This is a genomic window from Undibacterium sp. GW821-FHT11B02 (assembly GCF_058808955.1).
This window is the reverse complement of the sequence record NZ_JBXASD010000003.1, coordinates 77701-98041: the sequence shown is the minus strand read 5'-3', so window position 1 is coordinate 98041 and position 20341 is coordinate 77701. Positions and strand designations below refer to the sequence as shown.

General features: G+C 49.5%; 17 protein-coding genes. 7 read left to right on the top strand and 10 right to left on the bottom strand.

What is annotated here, in order from left to right; genetic code table 11:
- Positions 1-433 precede the first annotated feature (433 nt).
- Positions 434-1687, top strand: coding sequence for an NADP-dependent isocitrate dehydrogenase (icd, locus tag AC1RVX_RS06655; protein ID WP_493215784.1), 1254 nt, complete (start codon positions 434-436; stop codon positions 1685-1687).
- A gap of 3 nt (positions 1688-1690) precedes the next feature.
- Here icd and AC1RVX_RS06650 read toward each other — a convergent pair whose 3' ends face one another.
- On the bottom strand, positions 1691-1912 hold the full coding sequence (locus AC1RVX_RS06650) for a hypothetical protein (protein ID WP_493215783.1): 222 nt from the start codon (positions 1910-1912) through the stop codon (positions 1691-1693).
- A 28-nt stretch (positions 1913-1940) separates the two neighbouring features.
- Here AC1RVX_RS06650 and AC1RVX_RS06645 point away from each other — a divergent pair, with 28 nt between their 5' ends.
- Complete coding sequence (locus AC1RVX_RS06645; protein WP_493215782.1) at positions 1941-3914, top strand: hypothetical protein; 1974 nt, start codon at positions 1941-1943, stop codon at positions 3912-3914.
- A gap of 9 nt (positions 3915-3923) precedes the next feature.
- Here the strand turns inward: AC1RVX_RS06645 and AC1RVX_RS06640 are convergent, their stop codons facing one another.
- From AC1RVX_RS06640 to AC1RVX_RS06630, 3 genes are all read right to left on the bottom strand, one after another.
- Positions 3924-4604, bottom strand: a complete 681-nt coding sequence (locus AC1RVX_RS06640; protein ID WP_493215781.1) for a response regulator transcription factor — start codon at positions 4602-4604, stop codon at positions 3924-3926.
- Positions 4601-5968, bottom strand: a complete 1368-nt coding sequence (locus AC1RVX_RS06635; RefSeq protein ID WP_493215780.1) for a cache domain-containing protein — start codon at positions 5966-5968, stop codon at positions 4601-4603. Before AC1RVX_RS06635 ends, AC1RVX_RS06640 begins: the two co-directional genes overlap by 4 nt.
- Positions 5969-6115: 147 nt before the next feature.
- Positions 6116-6319, bottom strand: coding sequence for a cold-shock protein (locus AC1RVX_RS06630; protein WP_162021162.1), 204 nt, complete (start codon positions 6317-6319; stop codon positions 6116-6118).
- A gap of 397 nt (positions 6320-6716) precedes the next feature.
- On the opposite strand from AC1RVX_RS06630, the gene clpS reads away from it, so the two are divergent.
- The 3 genes from clpS to AC1RVX_RS06615 all read left to right on the top strand — a co-directional run bounded on the left by clpS (position 6717) and on the right by AC1RVX_RS06615 (position 9701).
- A complete protein-coding gene (gene clpS / locus AC1RVX_RS06625) occupies positions 6717-7025 on the top strand; it encodes an ATP-dependent Clp protease adapter ClpS (RefSeq protein WP_110257372.1) in 309 nt (102 codons plus the stop codon).
- Complete coding sequence (gene clpA / locus AC1RVX_RS06620) at positions 7022-9322, top strand: ATP-dependent Clp protease ATP-binding subunit ClpA (RefSeq protein ID WP_493215779.1); 2301 nt, start codon at positions 7022-7024, stop codon at positions 9320-9322. The genes clpS and clpA overlap by 4 nt, the downstream gene beginning before the upstream one ends.
- 97 nt (positions 9323-9419) lie before the next feature.
- Entirely contained in the window at positions 9420-9701 is a 282-nt protein-coding gene (locus AC1RVX_RS06615; protein ID WP_493215778.1) for a hypothetical protein, read from the top strand.
- Between the two features lie 54 nt (positions 9702-9755).
- On the opposite strand, the gene AC1RVX_RS06610 is transcribed toward AC1RVX_RS06615, so the two are convergent.
- Positions 9756-10160 carry an OsmC family protein gene (locus AC1RVX_RS06610; protein WP_493215777.1) on the bottom strand — a complete coding sequence of 135 codons (405 nt, stop codon included), beginning with the start codon at positions 10158-10160 and terminating at the stop codon, positions 9756-9758.
- A gap of 29 nt (positions 10161-10189) precedes the next feature.
- Positions 10190-11056 (bottom strand): pirin family protein, encoded by an 867-nt coding sequence (locus tag AC1RVX_RS06605; protein ID WP_493216226.1) that lies wholly within the window; start codon positions 11054-11056, stop codon positions 10190-10192.
- 282 nt (positions 11057-11338) lie between these two features.
- On the opposite strand from AC1RVX_RS06605, the gene AC1RVX_RS06600 reads away from it, so the two are divergent.
- Both AC1RVX_RS06600 and AC1RVX_RS06595 read left to right on the top strand, forming a co-directional pair.
- Positions 11339-13330: a lipase family alpha/beta hydrolase gene (locus tag AC1RVX_RS06600; RefSeq protein ID WP_493215776.1), complete on the top strand. Its 1992-nt coding sequence runs from the start codon at positions 11339-11341 to the stop codon at positions 13328-13330.
- Between the two features lie 38 nt (positions 13331-13368).
- Complete coding sequence (locus AC1RVX_RS06595) at positions 13369-13893, top strand: NADPH-dependent FMN reductase (protein WP_493215775.1); 525 nt, start codon at positions 13369-13371, stop codon at positions 13891-13893.
- A gap of 997 nt (positions 13894-14890) precedes the next feature.
- Here the strand turns inward: AC1RVX_RS06595 and dut are convergent.
- The 4 genes from dut to ileS all read right to left on the bottom strand — a co-directional run bounded on the left by dut (position 14891) and on the right by ileS (position 20293).
- Positions 14891-15340, bottom strand: a complete 450-nt coding sequence (gene dut, locus AC1RVX_RS06590; RefSeq protein ID WP_493215774.1) for a dUTP diphosphatase — start codon at positions 15338-15340, stop codon at positions 14891-14893.
- A gap of 58 nt (positions 15341-15398) precedes the next feature.
- On the bottom strand, positions 15399-16604 hold the full coding sequence (gene coaBC / locus AC1RVX_RS06585; protein WP_493216225.1) for a bifunctional phosphopantothenoylcysteine decarboxylase/phosphopantothenate--cysteine ligase CoaBC: 1206 nt from the start codon (positions 16602-16604) through the stop codon (positions 15399-15401).
- A gap of 17 nt (positions 16605-16621) precedes the next feature.
- Positions 16622-17149: a signal peptidase II gene (lspA, locus tag AC1RVX_RS06580; protein WP_493215773.1), complete on the bottom strand. Its 528-nt coding sequence runs from the start codon at positions 17147-17149 to the stop codon at positions 16622-16624.
- A gap of 279 nt (positions 17150-17428) precedes the next feature.
- Positions 17429-20293, bottom strand: coding sequence for an isoleucine--tRNA ligase (gene ileS, locus AC1RVX_RS06575; RefSeq protein ID WP_493215772.1), 2865 nt, complete (start codon positions 20291-20293; stop codon positions 17429-17431).
- Positions 20294-20341 lie beyond the last annotated feature (48 nt).

Sequence of the window (20341 nt, the reverse complement as noted above, 5' to 3'; positions counted from 1 at the left end):
AGCTTGTATTTAACTTAAAAACAGGCATGTATTGAAATTTTTATAATTATCCTGCTGATGCTGGATCAAAACTCGTTGACGAGCGTTGTGCGCATCAGGTAACGAGGTATTAACTGCCTTGGCTACATGTTTTATTGAATTCAGGCACACCTGCCAATCACGCAATGACTATGATGGAAATTGCTGGAGGCAGGGTTTGTGAGGAAATCCTGTATATCTTGACGCCCGTAAAGCTGACAAACTGATGGCATACAGTAAAATAGTAGTGCATAATACGAAATGATGGTCTTGTGTCTTATAGAAGAGTGAATGCGCAAGTCATGCTGTCTTGATCTACCTGATCAGACAAATTGACGGCTGGCAATATATCGGCATGCAAGACAAATGAAGAGAAAAGCGCGACCCGCTTGATCGCCCAACTACGGAGAAAACGATGTATCAACATATTCAAGTACCTGCTGAAGGTAAAAAAATTACCGTCAATGCTGATTTTTCGCTGAATGTTCCTGACAATCCTATCATCCCTTTCATTGAAGGCGATGGTACTGGTGTTGATATCAGCCCAGTTATGATCAAGGTCGTTGACGCGGCCGTAGCGAAAGCCTATGCGGGCAAACGCAAAATCAGCTGGATGGAAATTTATGCTGGTGAAAAATCCACTAAAGTATATGGTCCTGATGTCTGGTTGCCAGAAGAAACACTGAAAGTCTTGAAAGACTACGTTGTTTCCATCAAAGGCCCACTGACTACGCCAGTTGGCGGCGGCATCCGTTCCCTGAACGTTGCTTTGCGTCAAGAGCTGGATCTGTATGTTTGCTTGCGCCCAGTACGCTATTTCAAAGGCGTGCCTTCCCCAGTGCGTGAGCCAGAAAAAACTGACATGGTCATCTTCCGTGAAAACTCTGAAGATATCTATGCCGGTATTGAATTCGCTGAAGGCTCTGACCAGGTTAAAAAACTGATCAAGTTCCTGGTTGAAGAAATGGGCGTCAAGAAAATCCGTTTCCCTGAAACTTCCGGTATCGGCGTCAAGCCAGTATCCCGTGAAGGTACAGAACGTCTGGTACGCAAAGCTATCCAGTACGCTATCGACAATGACAAGCCATCCGTGACCATCGTTCACAAAGGCAACATCATGAAGTACACCGAAGGTGGCTTCCGTGACTGGGCCTATGCTCTGGCACAAAAAGAATTCGGCGCAGAACTGATCGACGGCGGCCCTTGGTGCAAATTCAAGAATCCAAAAACAGGTAAAGAAATCACTGTCAAGGATTCCATCGCTGATGCCTTCCTGCAGCAAATCCTGTTGCGTCCGGCAGAATACAGCGTTATCGCTACACTGAACCTGAACGGCGACTATATCTCTGACGCGCTGGCAGCTCAGGTTGGTGGTATCGGTATTGCTCCAGGTGCCAACCTGTCTGACTCTATCGCTATGTTTGAAGCGACTCACGGCACAGCACCTAAGTATGCCGGTAAAGATTATGTGAACCCAGGTTCCCTGATCTTGTCTGCAGAAATGATGTTGCGCCACATGGGCTGGCTGGAAGCGGCTGACCTGTTGATCAGCTCGACAGAAAAAGCCATTACAGCCAAGAAAGTCACTTACGATTTCGCCCGTCTGATGGAAGGTGCTACCCAAGTGTCTTGCTCCGGTTTCGGCGATGTCATGATCGAAAATATGTAGGTTTTATTTGGTGACTGGGTTGCTGATGATGAAAAAGCCACGAGAGGTCGTGGCTTTTTCATTTTGCCAATAGAGGGTATTTTTGAAGGGAACGCATTTTATTGGCCGACACAAATCAAGCTTCTTAAATGTTTTTGAATTTTGTAAGATTTGATGGAATTTTTGCTTCTTCCAAAAAAACTCTATTTTTTGGATAAAAGCTGCATAATAGACAATCTGCTGCACTTCAGCTCTCTTTTGTTATGGTGAAAATATGAGTTTTTCTCCCTTCGATCCGCTTGAATTTAAAAATACAGTGGTAAGTGCTGCCGCTTTAGGTGCGCTAAAACGGGAAATAGAAAATATATTGAGTTCTTATGTAGGGTGGTACGATCCATTTTGCGAACTAATTCAGAATTCTCTTGACGCAGTGGAAGCGCGAACTGCTATGGAGATCGCCGCGGGAACAAATGCGGCATATTATCCCCTTGTTCGAGTCCGAATTGATCTAGATGATAACTCTCTTACTGTTAGTGACAATGGAATAGGTTTGGATCAAGCGAAATTCCAGCAGTTCTTGGCACCAAACTTTTCTTTTAAGTCAGGAGGTAAGACACGTGGACATAAAGGTGTTGGTGCAACATACGTCGCATATGGATTTAATTACATGCGTATTTCGACCAAGATACCAGGGTACATTGCTTCAGGAAGAATAATGGGCGCTAGGGATTGGCTTGGAAATAGTGCTAGCGCTGCGAATCCAAAGGTCGAACCTGACGATTCAGTTTTAACTGACACTGTTTTCAATGAATTTGATAGGGGTGTTTCAATTACGGTTCGATTTGATGCAAATACTCATCCAAAGCGACTGGACTGGCCTCAAGCGACTTCGGCAGAAACATGGGCGAAAATATTGGCTATCAAAACAGGAATTGGTTCAGCTATTCCAGATAAATCAATAAGAATCGAAGTTCTTGTAATATACCAAGGAAAAGTAACTACAGAAACCTTGAGTGGAACAGAATATTTTTGGTTACATTCTTCAGCACCAAAAAAATCTAGAGTGAGAGAGCTTTTTAACGCAGAGGAGATATCTTTTAAAAAATTTGGTATTGGTAGGCGGTTGTCGGATAAATACATGAATTTAGATTTTGTCTACGATACATGGCCCGCTGATGAAGTGGGTGTGTTGCTTGATAAGCGGTTGGATGAGGAAGAAGTTGATATTCTGAAAAAGTACAACCCAACAGTAAGTGTCGAATTTGGTTATACAGCAAAGATTTGGACGCAATTTAATGAGGCTTTGAAATTGCGGAGTGGTTATCGGGTGCTAAACAGTGGAATTCAGCTTGCGGCAAATAATATGCCGCAAGGTGAAACAATGCAGGTGCCACTAAATAAGAATATCGGACGCCAAAATCAGGTGCATTTCCTTATTCATTTTGAAAACTACACTCCGGATCTTGGGAGGAAAGGTTTTCATAGAGAGTTAGTAGATTTTGCAAAAAATGTAGCTCGACTTATAACTGACCATCACCTTTCAAGGCTTAAAAAATATCTAAAACCAAATACTGGTGTCGCACCAGACTTGATTCGTGAAATGGCAATTGGCGATTGGAAAAAGGACATGTTGGCACATGAAAGTGCTAGTCCAATTTTGTTGAAAAGTGAGCATTTTTTTATTCCAATCGAACGTATATCTATTACGTCTGCACCAACTAGGGAGCAAGATGTAATTGCATTGTTTCATCAATTAATCGCGGGTGGCGTCATTCGCGGGATAAATATAATGTCTACGAATGAGCGTTTTACGTATGACGGGTTATTTAAAGTGTGCTTCGATTTGGCGACAGATCTTTATGTATACGATGATTGCAAAAACCCGTTGGGGGTTCCGCAAGTTACTGCAGATGCCTTAGCAGGTAGGACTACTGATCCTCGGGTTTTAGAATACAAATTTTGCCTTGATGGACTTGTCGAGGATTTTGATAGTCAAGATAAGAACATTAAGGACATTGATTTATGTATAGTTTGGTCAACAGGAGACGTATATAAAGAGCGTTATGGAATAACATCTCTTTTGTTACCTGAGAACTCTGACCAGAGGCAGTATCACGGATTAACTCATATTTTGAGTGATATTGAAACAGGTGCAAAACACTGTGATTTGATTGTTTTGAGTGAACTTATAGATTATTTAAATGATGCTGAAGAAACTGCTGAAATTCAACGACAGAAATATGAATAGCATCTTCGGTCAAACAATCACATTATTCAACGCATACCGTATCAAATCCGCCTGACCCTCGATGTTGAGCTTGCGCTTGATATTCAGTCTATGGGTTTCCACGGTCCGGACACTCAGGCCTAATTCATTGGCGATGTGTTTGTTGGATTTGCCGGTGGCGATGCTTTTTAATATGTCTTTTTCACGCTGGGTCAGTATCTGGTTGTTGTCGGGTGTGCCGCTCTGTTTTTTCAGGCCGGAACTGAAATACGTGCCACCAGCGATGACGGTGTCAATGGCTTCGATGATTTCTACAGCAGGGGCGTCTTTCAGCACGTAGGCGCGGGCACCTGCCTGCATGGACTGGTTCACATATTCTGCTTTTTCATGCATGGACAGCATGATGACGGCAATGTCCGGGTATTCTGCCTTGAAGCGGGCTGTCAGGCTGATGCCATTGCCTGTGCCAAGGTTGATATCCATCAGCACCAAATTGATCTTGGTCGAGGCGGCAATGGCCAATGCCTCTTCAGCGTTGCCGGCTTCTCCGGCTACGTGAATGGAGGATATGGTTTCCAGTCGGGCGCGCAGGCCGTCCCTGACCAGTGGGTGGTCATCCACCAGCAGCAGATGAACCAGGGTTGGCTGTTCGTTGGTGCCGCCGGGCGCTGGTTCTGCCAATGCTGGCTGGACCGTTTGTTGGTCGGTCATGTGTCTTCTCCGTTTGGAATGAGGGCTATGACTGTCGTACCCTCGTTATTTGATAGTAGTTCCAGGCTGCCGTTGATGGCAGCCAGCCGTTCGCGCATATTACTCAGCCCTATGCCACGGTGTGGGTGGTTGGCTACGCCCTTGATGTCAAAGCCGCAGCCATCATCGGTAATGATGAGGCTGATACTGCTACCCTCGCAATTAAGTTGCATGTGCACGTGGCTGACTTTTTCGGCATGTTTGTGGATATTCATTAACGCTTCCTGCGCCACCCGGAACAACACGGTGTTGCTGATTTCACTGAGCGTGTGGAAATCGCCTTCGGCGTGAAAGCTGACTGGCAAGGAGGTGGCGCTTTCAAATTCGCTCGCCAGGTGCCCAAACGCGGCCACCACGCCCAAATCATCGAGCAGGGCAGGGCGGAGGTTGTGGGAAATGCGCCGCACCTCGCTAAGGGCTTCGTTGAGCTGATCGGTGGCACGCGCAAATGAAGTTTTTGCTGAATCCTGGTTGCCGCTGTTCTGGCTCAGTTTGGCCAGGCCGGATTCTATCTGCAACTTGATCGACACCAATAATTGGCTAAGGCCATCATGCAGGTCGCGCGACAGGCGGGCGCGTTCATCTTCCTGCGAGCTGACGACGCTTTGTGCCAGCACCTTGAGCTTGGCTTCAGCCAGGCGTGATTCGCTGATATTCAGCGCCAGACCGGATAAGGCAATCAATAAAGCACTGATCAGGGCGATGCCAGCAATCCATGACATGGTGCTTTGTATGTTTTTCGCCACTTGTATATCAATTTTATTGAGGGCATTGTCAACATCGTCGAGATAAATGCCGGTGCCCAGCATCCAGCCCCATTGATCCAGCATGACCACGTAGCCCAGCTTGGGCATGACCTTGTGCATGGAGGGCTTTTCCCACATGTAGCGGATGGCACCGCCGCCAGACTTGGCCTTGTTGATCAAATCCTGGATAGTGAAATTACCTTCGGGATCAGTCATACCCCATAAATTCTTGCCAACCATGTCTGGGCGGCGTGGGTGCATGAGGTTATTTCCCTGCATGTCATAGATGTAAAAATAACCGTCATCGCCAAAATCAAGTGCGGCCAGGATTTTTTTTGCCTCTTCGCGTGTGGCAGGGCTTTGCTGCTTGCTGTTATAAAGATGGGAAATGGCGGCTGTGCCCAGGGTTACGTAATGCTTGAGTTCGGCTTCCTTGCTGGCGATATAAGCCTGTTCGACGGTATTTCTTTGTTGCTTTGCGAGGAAGGTTGCCTGATAAAACACGGCTAACGCTATCCCGGCGAAGGATAGCAAGAAAGGCGCAACCGCCAGCAAGATAATTTTATACCTGAGTTTCATGAAGCGAATTGAGTTCCGGGTATTGCCACGACCAAAAGGAGTTCTACTTTAGCCTTGAACCGGATTTAAGGCAAAACGGAAGTGAAAGCGCTGCAAATGAAAAAAAACCCCGCGATAGCGGGGTTTTTCATAAAGCCAGAATCGGTATTAAGGATTTTGGATGTTGGAAGCTTGCTTGCCTTTAGGGCCTTGCGTGACTTCGAACGTTACTTTTTGACCTTCTTTCAGGGTCTTAAAGCCGTTCATCTGGATTGCGGAAAAGTGGGCGAACAAATCCTCACCGCCGTCATCCGGAGTGATAAAGCCGAAACCTTTGGAATCATTGAACCACTTGACGGTACCTGTTGCCATAATGCATCTTTCAAATAGAAACTAATCACACGAGCCGTAAAAGCAAGAAACCTAGCACTATGCTACCTCCCCCTTGACTTGCTCACTTCATATTGACGATTTAATACTAAACTTGTCAATAAATATCATTCTTGGCGGAAAAAAAGCTAAAGTCAAGAAACTTCTGGTTACAAATGGAGTAGTTTTGCAGTACTGTTGTATTTTTACTTAATGACAAGAAAATCCGGTAAATTAAGAAGAAATAAATAGATTTTTAAAAGAAACTTGATCTATGGGAATTAATCACCATCTGCGAGAAAGGCGGAAAGCGCGTAACATTTGATGAATGTGGAAATTAAGCTGTTTTTATTCACTTATTATTTATCTCTGGAATGAATCAACGTACTAGAATATACGTATGGGAAACAAGCAAGAAAACGGTACGATATTGGAACGTCAGGCTCAGAAGCTTAAGCCGCCTTCAATGTATCAGGTGATTTTATTGAATGATGACTACACTCCTATGGAGTTCGTGGTCGCCATCGTACAAGAATATTTTAACAAGGATCGTGAGACTGCCATGCAGATCATGCTCAAGGTGCACAGGGATGGCAAAGGGATATGTGGCGTTTATTCCAAGGATATTGCGCTGACCAAAGTGGAACTCGTTTTAACGCACGCTCGTAAGGCAGGACACCCCCTGCAATGTGTGATGGAGGAAGTATGATTGCGCAAGAACTGGAAGTTAGTCTGCATATGGCCTTTGTCGAGGCCCGGCAGGCTCGTTATGAATTCATCACGGTTGAGCATTTGTTGCTGGCCTTGCTGGATAACCCTTCCGCGGCGGAAGTCTTGAGGGCTTGCGCTGTCAATATTGACGATTTGCGCAAAACCCTGGGTAATTTTATTACCGACAATACGCCTACCGTGCCAGGTACCAGCGAGGTCGATACCCAGCCAACGCTGGGTTTCCAGCGCGTGATTCAGCGGGCCATCATGCATGTGCAGTCGGCATCGAATGGCAAGAAAGAAGTTACCGGCGCGAATGTGCTGGTGGCGATCTTTGGCGAAAAAGATTCCCATGCTGTGTATTATTTACATCAGCAGGGCGTGACTCGCCTGGATGTGGTGAACTTCATTTCGCACGGCGTGCGCAAGGATAGCCACAATGAACCGGCAAAATCGCCAGAGGGAAGCGAAGAAAACGCTGCCGAAGCCCAGGTCAAGGAAAATCCGCTCGACCAGTTCACGCAAAACCTGAACAGGGCTGCTGCCGAAGGCAAGATTGATCCGCTGATCGGCCGCGATAGTGAGGTGGAGCGCGTGATCCAGATCCTGTGCCGTCGCCGCAAAAATAATCCGCTGCTGGTAGGCGAGGCGGGCGTTGGCAAAACAGCCATCGCCGAGGGGCTGGCATGGCGCATCACCCAAAGTGACGTACCTGACATCCTGCAAAATGCCGTAGTCTACTCACTGGACATGGGTGCCTTGCTGGCTGGTACAAAATACCGTGGTGATTTCGAGCTGCGCCTCAAAGGTGTGCTGAAACAGCTGAAAGACACGCCCAACGGCATTTTGTTCATTGATGAAATTCATACCATTATCGGTGCCGGTTCGGCATCGGGTGGTACGCTGGATGCATCCAATCTGCTGAAACCGGCGCTGTCCAGCGGCCAACTGAAGTGCATCGGCGCAACGACCTACACGGAATACCGTGGCGTTTTCGAAAAAGACCACGCCCTGGCGCGTCGTTTCCAGAAAATTGATGTCAATGAACCAACCGTGGAACAAACCGTGCAAATCTTGCGCGGTCTTAAATCCAAGTTTGAAGAACATCACAACGTCAAGTATTCAGCTTCGGCGCTGGCGACTGCGGCTGAACTGTCTGCCCGTTTCATCAACGACCGTCATTTGCCCGACAAGGCTATCGACGTGATCGATGAGGCTGGTGCTGCTCAACGTATTTTGCCCAAGTCCAAGCAAAAGAAAACCATAGGCAAGGCCGATATCGAAGACATCATCTCGAAAATCGCACGTATTCCGCCACAGACCGTCAATCAGGACGACCGCAGCAAGCTGCGTACCATAGACCGCGATCTGAAAAACGTGGTCTTTGGTCAGGAACCTGCGATTGAAGCGCTGTCCTCTGCCATCAAAATGGCAAGGGCTGGCCTGGGCAAGACAGACAAGCCTATTGGTTCTTTCCTGTTCTCCGGCCCTACCGGCGTCGGCAAGACCGAGGTCGCCAAGCAACTGGCGTTCACGCTGGGTATAGAACTGATACGCTTTGACATGTCGGAATACATGGAAAGGCATGCCGTCAGTCGTCTGATTGGTGCACCTCCGGGTTATGTCGGTTTTGATCAGGGTGGTTTGCTGACTGAAGCCATTACCAAAAAACCACATGCTGTGCTGTTGCTGGATGAAATTGAAAAAGCCCATCCAGATGTTTTCAACATCCTGTTGCAGGTCATGGACCATGGTACGTTGACGGATAATAACGGTCGCAAGGCAGATTTCCGTAATGTCATCATCATCATGACCACCAATGCCGGTGCTGAAAGCCTGCAGAAACGCTCTATCGGTTTCAATGACAGCAAAGAAGCCGGTGATGAAATGGCGGATATCAAGCGTATGTTTACGCCTGAGTTCCGCAATCGTCTGGATGCTATCATCAGCTTCCGTTCGCTGGATGAAGAAATCATCCTGCGTGTGGTCGACAAGTTCCTCATGCAGCTCGAAGAGCAATTGCATGAGAAAAAAGTCGAAGCCACATTTACTGAGAATTTGCGTAAATTCCTGGGTAAAAAAGGCTTTGATCCGCTTATGGGTGCCCGCCCTATGGCACGTTTGATACAGGACATGATACGCAAAGCCTTGGCGGATGAGCTTTTGTTCGGTAAGCTGGTGACAGGTGGTCGTGTGATTGTCGATCTCGATGACAAAGACCAGGTCAAACTGGAATTTTCAGAGGGCGATGCAACTCCACCAGAAACATCACAAGAGGTGGTTGAAGTCGAATAAACTACCGGTATGGTCGATCCCGGGCATGGTCAATATGTCCGGTGCTTCCTTGTGGCAATGTACAATGGTCGCGTATCTATGCGCAAAGGAGACAAGTATGGCTGGTTTAAAGCTTCCCACCTATGTACTGGAATATACAACCAAGACCATCGATGCCGTGTTGTCTCAAGCGGCACTGGAAGGCAGCGAAGTAGAAATCGATGTGTATGAGCGCAGCGATGCCAGCAAAAAACATACGGCATCCGGCAAGCGTTTGAAAGAGGGAGATGGTGACATGTTTCGTGTTTCTGTCACCACACCAAACGGCTCGCATAGTGATGACTGGAATTATACTATCTTGCGAGAATCGGCAGGGCGTAGCCGCAAGATGAAAAGATAAGCAAGACAAAAAGCCCGGACACTCTCCGGGCTTTTTGTTTTTATCAGATTTTCTTCAGCCAGCGCTGGTGATGATCGTCGGTGAACTGGTGATGGTTTTGTGTACTGGGCATTTGGCAGCAATGGCTATCAATCTTGTGCGCTGTTCTTCGGTCAGGTCTGCACCATGCAGGATGACTTCTTTAGTAAATATATCCTGCACACCTTCTTTGTGGTGAGTCAGCTTGACTTCCACCTTGTCCAACGGCCAGGCATGTTGACGCGCATACCAGCGCACGGTCATGGCGGTGCATTCGCCCAGTGCCGCAGTCAGCAAATCATATGGGGCAGGGCCCAGGTTGCCACCTTCAGCATCCAGCGGTTCGTCGCCTTTTATGTGGTGGTTTGAAACGGTGATGTCAACAGCAAAATTGCTTTCGCCAGTTTCAATAACATGGGCAGAGATGGTCTTGTCAGTCATGGTTTTAATCCTGTTTTTATTGATGAACGTTATTCCGGGAGCGGTATAAATTCGTCGTCACCCGGCACTTTGCCAAGGCGACCCGCTTTCCAGTCCTCTTTTGCCTGTTCGATACGCGCTTCAGAGGTGGAGACAAAATTCCAGAAAATATAACGCTGCTCAGGCAGGGTAGCGCCACCCAGCAAGACCAGATGGGCATCGCTGGTGGCGGTGATCGTTACGTCTGCTCCTTCTTCAAACACCGGCATGCTGTGCTGTTGTATGGTTTCATCGCCGATACGCAATTCGCCAGATACCAGGTACAGGGCGCGCTCGGCATATTCGGCAGGCACCTGCAATTGGCTGCCGGCGGGCATTTTTGCTTCCACATAAAACAGCGGGCTGAATATTTTTACCGGTGCCGTATGGCCATAGGCAGAACCTGCAATCAGCTTCAATGCCACCTGGCCAATATTAAATGCAGGCAAACTCTCAGCAGCATGGTGATGGAATTCTGGTTCCACTTCCTCAAATTCTTTTGGCAGGGCGACCCAGCTTTGCAAACCGTGCAGGGTACGTGTCTGCCTACGCTGTTCCGGGCTGCTGCGTTCAGAATGTACGATGCCGCGTCCAGCCGTCATCCAGTTGACGGCACCGGCCAGTATCTCCTGTTCAGAACCCAGGCTGTCACGGTGGTACATATTGCCTTCAAACAGATAGGTCACCGTCGCCAGACCTATGTGCGGATGCGGGCGCACATCCATGCCTTGTCCGGATTCGAACTGGGCTGGCCCCATATGGTCAAGGAAGATGAAGGGCCCCACCATATGCCGTTTGGCAAAAGGCAGAATGCGGCCAACAGTAAAACCGCCAAGATCCTTGACGCGCGGGCTGATGATCAGGCTGATGACACTCATATGCATGGTCCTTTCCGGATGTGCCTGACAGAGAAGCCAAGGGGTAGTCCCCGGCAACCATCAACAGACATTGAAATTGTTTGTATTTGCTACGGATTGTAATTCCAAAGCATGTATCTTGCATTGCAACTATCTTGCACCGCAAAAATCCAGATTGAAATTATTATATTTGATATAATTTTTTGCATTGTATTGAAGGCAGTTCTTAGTGGCTTTCTCTTATTCCTCCGTAGAGATGTGACAGGCTCATGTCATCTACCACTCAACAGACAGCAGATCACTATGCAGGCATTAATAAAGCACTATTCAAGTTTGTTTTTCAGCCTGACTACACTTTTCAAGATGTTGCAAGGTCTGCTGAAGCATCAGTGGAATTTGTTGATCTGGATAATCTTATGTAATGGCTTGAGTGCCTGTTCCTTCGTCAAATTGAATGATGAGGCGAAGGTGTTTTATTCATCCACCGTATTTGTCGGCAGTATATCGAGTGACGTACCATGGGATAAGCCTGTCGTCGTTGCGGCCTACACCAAACATGATGGCCATCTGGAAATTGTGCACTATACCGTGCTGCATGAGCCCGGCGCCTATGAACTGATCGTACCCAAGGGGCAATACGGCGTGTTTGCCTTTGGTGACGCGAATGGCAACCTCCGGGTGGATGCTGGTGAGCCTGTCGGTCAGTATGTATCACCGTCGATTGAAGCATCCGGAACCGGTGTGGTGGCTGAACTCAATTTCGTCATTTCTGCTGCTCAAACTGCGGGACCTGCAGTATTCATACCGTTAGGTACCGTGATTGCCGAGCCACCAGCCAATGGCAAGCTACATAGCACACAGATAGGAGCGATTGCTGATTTGAATCAGCCCATATTTTCTTCAGAATCCGGCAAGAGCGGTTACTGGACACCAGTAGAGTTTTTCAAAAAGGCTGGTGGCAACATCTATTTTTTGGATAAATACGATCCAGCCAAAACACCCATCCTGTTTGTACATGGTGTCGCTGGTTCACCGCAAGACTGGAAATACTTTTTTGAACATCTGGACCGTAACAAGTACCAGCCCTGGTTCTTTTATTACCCGTCTGGCGCATCGCTGGATTCGATGTCTTACTTGCTGTACTGGAAGCTGGCCAACCTGCAAAGGCGCTACCACTTCGACAAAATTTACTTCACCGCACATAGCATGGGCGGCATGGTGGTGCGTTCTTTCCTGAGCAATTATGGCGCACAATTTCCTGCGGCCAAACTGTTTGTTTCTTTATCCACGCCCTGGGGTGGCGACACCATGGCTGACAATGGTGTGCGCTATTCGCCAGCAGTAGTGCCTTCATGGAACGATATGCAGTCGAAAGGGCGTTTCGTACAAACTCTGTTCCAGAAACCGCTGCCAGCTGATCTCGATTATTACCTGTTCTTTGGTCATGGCGGCAGTTATAGCCTGCTGCATTCCGCCAATACCGACGGTAGCATTACCCTGGCCAGCGAATTGCGCGCAGATGCACAGGCAGATGCCAGGATGGTCAAGGGCTTTAATGAAAGCCACGTTGGCATTTTGTCCTCGCCCGAAGTGTTTCGCCAATATACAGCGGTGCTTGCAGCTACCGACAAAAAGAATGCCGCCCATACCGATACCAAAGGCGCTAATGGTAATTTGAGCGTCGCCTTCACTTACGAAGTCAACGGTAGCGTACCCAAATCCGATCCTTTGTTGCTGCTGACACCGACTGATAGCAGCCATGAAAAAATCATCCTGCCCATGAGTACACGTGATAGCGGCACTGAGCTGGGATCTTTTCCACTGGGTGAATATACGGCAAACCTTGTTGCCTATGGCTTTAAAACCGTACCAGCCAACATTCCGGTTGTCATTGCTAACGGTAAAAAGGCCGAACTGAAATTTTCATTCGTCCCGCAAGGAGTGCTGTCGGGTTATATTGGAGCAGAAGTCAAATCTGGCGATAATCCGGCTGGCAGCTACCGTGCACCGCATCCACAACTACAGATAGAATCCATTACACTAATCGGCGAAAAAGAGAGCCGTACGCTGACAACAAAGAATGAAATCAAGGAGCGTGATCACGGTGCCGATGCTTACCTGGCAGGCCACGACTATAGTTTTCAATCCTTCTTTTCCTTCGTCGATCTGAAGGAAGGACAGTATGAATTACAAATTAAGGCGGCAGGGTATCAGCCATACAAACAAACGTATCATATCGTCCCCGGACAATATGCTTACCTGAAACCTATCGACCTGACGCCACTGAAAAACTGAAATATCCTGACCTTTTTGACTTTTTACCTGATACTGCCATGAAACTACTCGCCTTCGCTGCCAGCAGCAGTAAAAAATCCATCAACAAGCAACTGGTCACCTATGCCGCCCACATGGTTGCCGGTGCCGATGTGGAAGTGCTGGATTTGAATGACTATGAATTGCCGCTGTTCAGCGTGGATAAGGAAGCTGATCTCGGTAAGCCTGCATTGGCCCAGGCTTTCCTCGACAAGATTGCTGCCAGCGATGCCATCCTGATTTCCTTCGCTGAACATAACGGTTCTTACAGCGCTGCCTATAAAAACCTGTTTGACTGGTGTTCCCGCGCCAATGGCAAGGTCTTCCAGGGCAAGCCCATGGTCATGCTATCCACATCCCCCGGCGCACGCGGCGGTGCCAGCGTGTTGGCCGCTGCCACGACCTCTGCACCATTCTTTGGCGGGCAGTTGAAGGCAAGTCTGTCAGTGCCGACGTTTTATGAGAATTTTGATGTGGAGAAGCAGGAATTGAAGAATGAAGAGTTGAAGGGGAAATTGGTGGCGGCGTTGGCGACGTTGGCTTGAGGGCACCAAGCCGTTGCGCAGCTCTGCCAGATTGGTGTTGCGATTGAATGACGGCAATCATCATATCGTCGCTCCAGCGAAGGCTGGATACCACCGGACTGGCGCTCCAGCGGCGTTCGTTGCATGCTATCAACGTTAATTAAAACGATTACCCTTCGTGGACACAAGCCGGGTCTCGGCCCGGCGGCCGAATTCCTTTCTTTGCTTCGCCAAAGAAAGGAATCAAAGAAAGGCGACCGCAGACTCGCCCTGCGGGTGCTTACGCTACGCTTCAGCATAATTTGTGCATCCCAAAAAATGGGAAAGCTTCGAAACTCGCCTTCGGCTCAAACACGAAGCTTTCTGGTCCATTTTTTGTGAAGCACAAATTACGTCGTCCCAAGCGGATTAAAGTCAACGGCAAAGTCAACAGCAACAGCAACAGCAACCCCAACCCCAACCCCAACCCCATCGCTGATTAACGACATTCAGATAAATATGCATTACTGTTGTATTGACGTTGCTTTTGACGCTGTCTTTGACCTTAATCCGCTTGGGACGAAGCCATTTGTGTAGCGCAGAAAATGGATCAGAAATGACCGATGTTTGAGCGAAGCGAGTTGCGGGCATTTCCCATTTTTTGCGCTGCATAAATGGGAACTCCCGTAGGGAGCGAGTCTGCGGTCGCCTTTCTTTGAATACGTTCTTTGGCGAAGCAAAGAAAGTATTTCGGCCGCCGGGCCGAGACCCGGCTTGTGTCCACAGAGGGTGATCGTTTTAATTAACGAAACGGTGTACCATAAAACGAAACGGTGTACCATAAACGCCGCTGGAGCGCCGACCCAGTAGCTTCCTGCCTACGCAGGAATGACGTTAATGTGATTGCCGTTTATCGTCACCAAAGGACAGGCCCCATTCCCATCGCAACTCATCAACAGCCCAGATTGCAAGCTACCTGGATGCTACTGGCGCAAAACATGCTTTGCAAAAATCGGCAAGCTGGCCGAACCCAGCCACGTCAATGCTTCCCCGTACTCCCAAACCCCCCCTCACCACGCTCACTCTGCCCAAACTCGTCAACAATATTAAAGCCCACCTGCAGCACTGGCACGATGATCAGTTGTGCCAGTCTTTCCATGGGTTGCAGTGTGAATTCTGACTGGCCGCGGTTCCAGGTGGATACCATCAATTGGCCCTGGTAGTCGGAATCGATCAGGCCGACCAGGTTACCCAGCACGATGCCGTTTTTGTGGCCCATGCCGCTGCGTGGCAAGATCATGGCGGCGTAGCCCGGGTCGGCGATGTGGATCGCCAGGCCGGTAGGGATCAGGACGGTCTGGCCTGGTTGCAGGGTGATGGCGGCATCGATGCAGGCGCGCAGGTCCAGGCCGGCGCTGCCAGGGGTGCCGTAGGCGGGCAGCAGGTCTTTCATGCGGCTATCGAGGATTTTCAGGTCTATGTTTTTCATGGTATTGAGCAAAAAATAATGCCCAAAGAGCCTTAGCCCTTGGGCATGGATGGAAGCGTTAAATCAGGCTGGTACGCAGTGCGATTTCAGCCACCAGGTTTTGAGCCAGGGTTTGCTTGTCGGCGCGTGGCAGGGCGGTATGACCTTGCTCGTCAAACAGCACTAGTTCGTTATCATCCTTGCCAAAGGTGTGATGACCGATATTGCCAACCAATAGCGGGATGTTTTTCTTGAGTCGTTTGGCTGCACCGTATTGCAGCAGGTTTTCTGATTCGGCGGCAAAACCTACGCAGTAAGGTGCATCGGGCATGGCGGCAACGGCTGCCAGAATGTCCGGGTTTTGCGCAAATTGCAGTTGTGGGGTATCGCTGTCGCTGGTTTTTTTCAGCTTTTGCTCACTGGCATTGGCGACACGCCAATCGGCGACGGCAGCAACGGCGATAAAGATATCCTGCTTTTGCTGGCTTAATTGCGCCATCACTGCATCATGCATTTGTTGCGCGGTCTGTACTTGAACACGGCGCACACCATATGGGGTGTCCAGCGCAGTTGGGCCAGAAACCAAAGTGACGATGGCACCGGCTTCCCAGGCGGCCTTGGCTATCGCATAACCCATCTTGCCGGATGATAAATTGGTGATACCGCGTACCGGGTCTATCGGTTCAAAGGTGGGTCCTGCAGTGATCAATACGTGCTTGCCAGCCAGAGTCTTGGGCTGGAATGACGCGATGATTTCAGTCAACAACTGGTCGGGTTCCAGCATGCGGCCCATGCCGGTTTCACCGCAAGCCTGGTCGCCCGCAGCGGGACCCATGATCTGGATGCCATCGGCCTTGATCTGTTGTATGTTGCGCTGGGTTGCCGGGTTTTGCCACATTTCCACATTCATGGCTGGGGCGACTAGCAGGGGCAGACGGGCAGGGCGGGCAACGCACAGGGTGGACAGCAAATCATTGCAGGCACCATGGGCCAGTTTGAAGATGAAATCGGTACTGCAGGGGGCTATCACAATGGCGTCAGCATCCCGCGTCAGATCTATGTGTGGCATGTTGTTGCCAATGCGCGCATCCCACTGGTCGGTATAAACGGTATTGCCGGACAGCGCCTGCATGGTTACCGGGGTGATGAAATGGGTTGCCGATTCGGTCATCACCACTTGCACCTTGGCACCGGCCTTACCCAGCGCCCGCGTCAGTTCTGCAATTTTGTAGCAGGCTACGCCACCGGTCAGGCCCAGAACGATCTTTTTACCAGCCAGTTGCAGACTCATGGTGCTACTCCTTATTTTTTCACGCGGCGCAATTCATCCAGTATGAATAATGCCGCACCTACGCAAATCGCGCTATCGGCGATGTTGAAGGTCGCGAAATGATAAATTTCCTGGTAATGAAAATCCAGAAAATCAATTACATGGCCATACAGCAGCCTGTCGATCACGTTACCCAGCGCACCACCCATGATCAGTGCCAGCGCCGTACAAAACAGCTTTTGGCCAGAATGGCGCATCAGCAGGTAGATGATATAGGCTGCCGCTATCAAGCCAATAGCGGTAAACAGATAACGCTGCCAACCAGTTTCGGTCGCCAGGAAGTTGAAGGCTGCTCCCTTGTTGTAGGCCAGGGTCAGGTTGAAGAATGAGGTGATGCGAAGCGTTTCTGCATAGGCAAAGGCTTTGCTGATAGTGATTTTGCTGACCTGGTCAAGCAAGATAACGACGGCAGCCAGACCCAGCCATGGCACGAGGCCCGCGCCGGAAGAGCTGGAGCTTGAATAGTTATTTGAAGCAGCGGGACGTTTTTTGGTCGCCATGGGTATTGAACTCTTGTGAAGTCTTGGTGAATACAGGCTGGGTCAGCGAATTAATTATTGGCTACTGACCCAGCTTGCATGACAAATGCTTACTTATTTACTTACTTAGAACCTGTTTACGATCTGTAGCGAGCCCGCGTCAACGGGATCAGCGGGGTAAGGGTACCTAAGCGCAGCGCAAAAAGCGGAATGTACTTATAGTACATGAGCATTTTGAGCCGCACATGAGCCCCGCGTTGACTCCAATTGCGCACGCGCAGTAAGATCGTAAGCAGGTTCTTAGGCAAAGCGACGTGCTTCGCCAGAACCAAACAGATTGCTGACACAACGACCGCACAAGCCAGCGTGGTCCGCATGGCTACCGACATCTGCACGATAATGCCAGCAACGCTCGCATTTTTCATATTTCGATGGGGTAACGACCACGGCTTCTTCCGCTTCGCTGGCAACCTGTTCCACACCTGCTGCTGATGTGATCAGGGTAAATTTCAAGTCGTCGGCAAAGCTGTTCAGCACGTCAAACTTGCTGCCGCTGGCCTTGATTGTCACTTCTGCCTGCAAGGAAGAACCGATGCCACCGGCAACGCGTACTTCTTCCAGCTGCTTGGTGACATCATTGCGGACGGCACGCAGGGCCGCATACTTGTCAAGCAAGGCTGCGGCATCGGTGACCTCTGGCAAGCTGTAATAAGTTTGCGTGAAGATGGTTTCGTCACTGTCTTTATACGCATCGGCAGCAGCAAAGAACTGCCAGGCTTCTTCTGCGGTGAAAGACAACATCGGTGCCATCAGACGCAACAGCGATTGCGTGATATGCCAGATAGCAGTTTGTGCAGAACGGCGCGCATGCGAAGTAGCACCGCTGGTATACAGACGGTCTTTCAGTATGTCGAGATAGAAACCACCCAGGTCTTCCGAGCAATATGATTGCAATTTGCTGACCACAGGATGGAATTCAAACGCGTCAAAATGTGCCAGGATTTCTTTTTGCAATGCGGCCATATTGGCGATGGCATAGCGGTCGATTTCCAGCAGTTCATTGATCGCAACAGCATCTTTTGCCGCATCAAAATCAGACGTGTTCGCCAGCAAGAAGCGCAAGGTATTGCGGATACGGCGATAGGCTTCCGTCACACGTTTCAGGATTTCGTCAGAGATGGACAATTCACCTGAATAATCAGACGAAGCAACCCACAGGCGCAAGATGTCTGCACCCAAAGTGTCAGATATCTTTTGCGGTGCCAGCGTATTGCCCAAAGACTTGGACATTTTCTTGCCGTCACCATCAACGGTGAAACCATGTGTCAGCAAGGCTTTGTAAGGCGCACGGCCATCCAGCATGGACGCTGTCAACAGTGAAGAATGGAACCAGCCGCGATGCTGGTCAGACCCTTCCAGATATAAATCTGCAGGGAAGGCTGACTGCTCTTTGTGTGAGCCACGCAAAACTGTCTGATGCGTTACGCCAGAATCAAACCAGACATCCAGGGTGTCGCGGTTCTTCACATACATGGGGGCTTCATCGCCAAGCAAATCAGCGACTTCGATTTTTTGCCAGGCTTCGATGCCTTCTTTTTCTATGCGCGGGGCGATCTGTTCCAACAATTCTGGTGTGCGTGGATGCAATTGCCCCGTTTCCTTATGCAGGAAGAAAGCCATAGGCACGCCCCATTGACGCTGGCGCGACAAAGTCCAGTCAGGACGGTTGGCGATCATGCCATGCAGACGCGCCTTGCCCCATGCCGGGAAGAAGGCAGTTTCATCGATGGCCTTCAGTGCCGTTTGACGCAGACTGTCGCCGCCCGCTTTGGGCGTATTGTCCATGCTGGCGAACCACTGTGAGGTGGCGCGATAGATGATAGGCGTTTTATGACGCCAGCAATGCATATAGCTATGGTCAAACATTTTCAGCGAAAACAGGGTGCCTGCTTCGCGCAGCTTGTCGCAGATAGGCTTGGATGCTTCCCATATCGTCATGCCAGCAAAGAAAGGCAGGCTGGACGCAAACTTGCCATCACCCATGACAGGGGCGATGATGTCGTCATCTTTCATGCCATGTGCTTTGCACGACTGGAAATCTTCGATACCGTAGGCAGGGGCAGAGTGGACCACGCCGGTACCTGTTTCTGTACTGACGTACTCACCCAGATATACCGGTGAAAAACGGTCATAGCCAGCATCCATTGCTGCCAGTGGATGCTTGAATTTGATTTCAGACAAGTCCGCACCCAGGCAGGTAGCAATGACTTCACCTGTCAGGCCATAGTTAGTCAGGCTGGCTTCCACCAGGTCTTTTGCCAGGATCAGCAGGATGTCTTCACCGTCGCGCTGGGTCTTGACCAGTGCGTAAGTGATTTCCGGGTGCATGTTCAACGCCTGGTTGGATGGGATGGTCCATGGCGTTGTAGTCCAGATGACGCAATAGCCCTTGTCCAGCGGCAGCTTGGCCAGCTTGAAGGCAGCAGCCAGTTTGTCATGTTCCGCAAACGGGAAGCCAACGTCGATGGAAGGGTCACGTTTGTTTTCGTATTCAACTTCAGCTTCAGCCAGCGCAGAGCCACAGTCAAAACACCAGTTGACCGGTTTCAGGCCGCGATACACATAACCTTTTTCCAGTAATTTGCCGAGTGCACGTAACTCATCTGCTTCATTGCCAAAGGCCATGGTTTTGTACGGGTTGTCCCATCCGCCCAACACACCCAGACGGATAAAGCCAGCTTTTTGTTTTTCTATCTGTTCATTCGCATACACGCGTGCCTTGGCATGCACCTCGGCCACCGGCAGGTTTTTGCCAAACAGTTTTTCAACCTGGATTTCGATAGGCATGCCATGGCAATCCCAGCCTGGTACATACGGTGCATCAAAGCCAGCCATGGTGCGAGCCTTGACGATCATGTCTTTCAAGATCTTGTTGACGGCATGACCCAGATGGATATCGCCATTGGCATACGGTGGGCCATCATGCAGCACGAATCTTGGGCGACCGGCAGCAGCCTTGCGCACACGTTCATAGATTTTCTTGTCTTGCCATTCCTTGACCCACTTGGGTTCGCGTTTGGCCAGATCGCCACGCATGGGGAATGCTGTTTCGGTCATATTGACCGGGTATTTACTGGCAGTTTTTGCCGCTTTGTTTTCAGACATAATAAGTTTTCTATTTTTAAAATCAGGATGAAGTCACAAGCAACTACA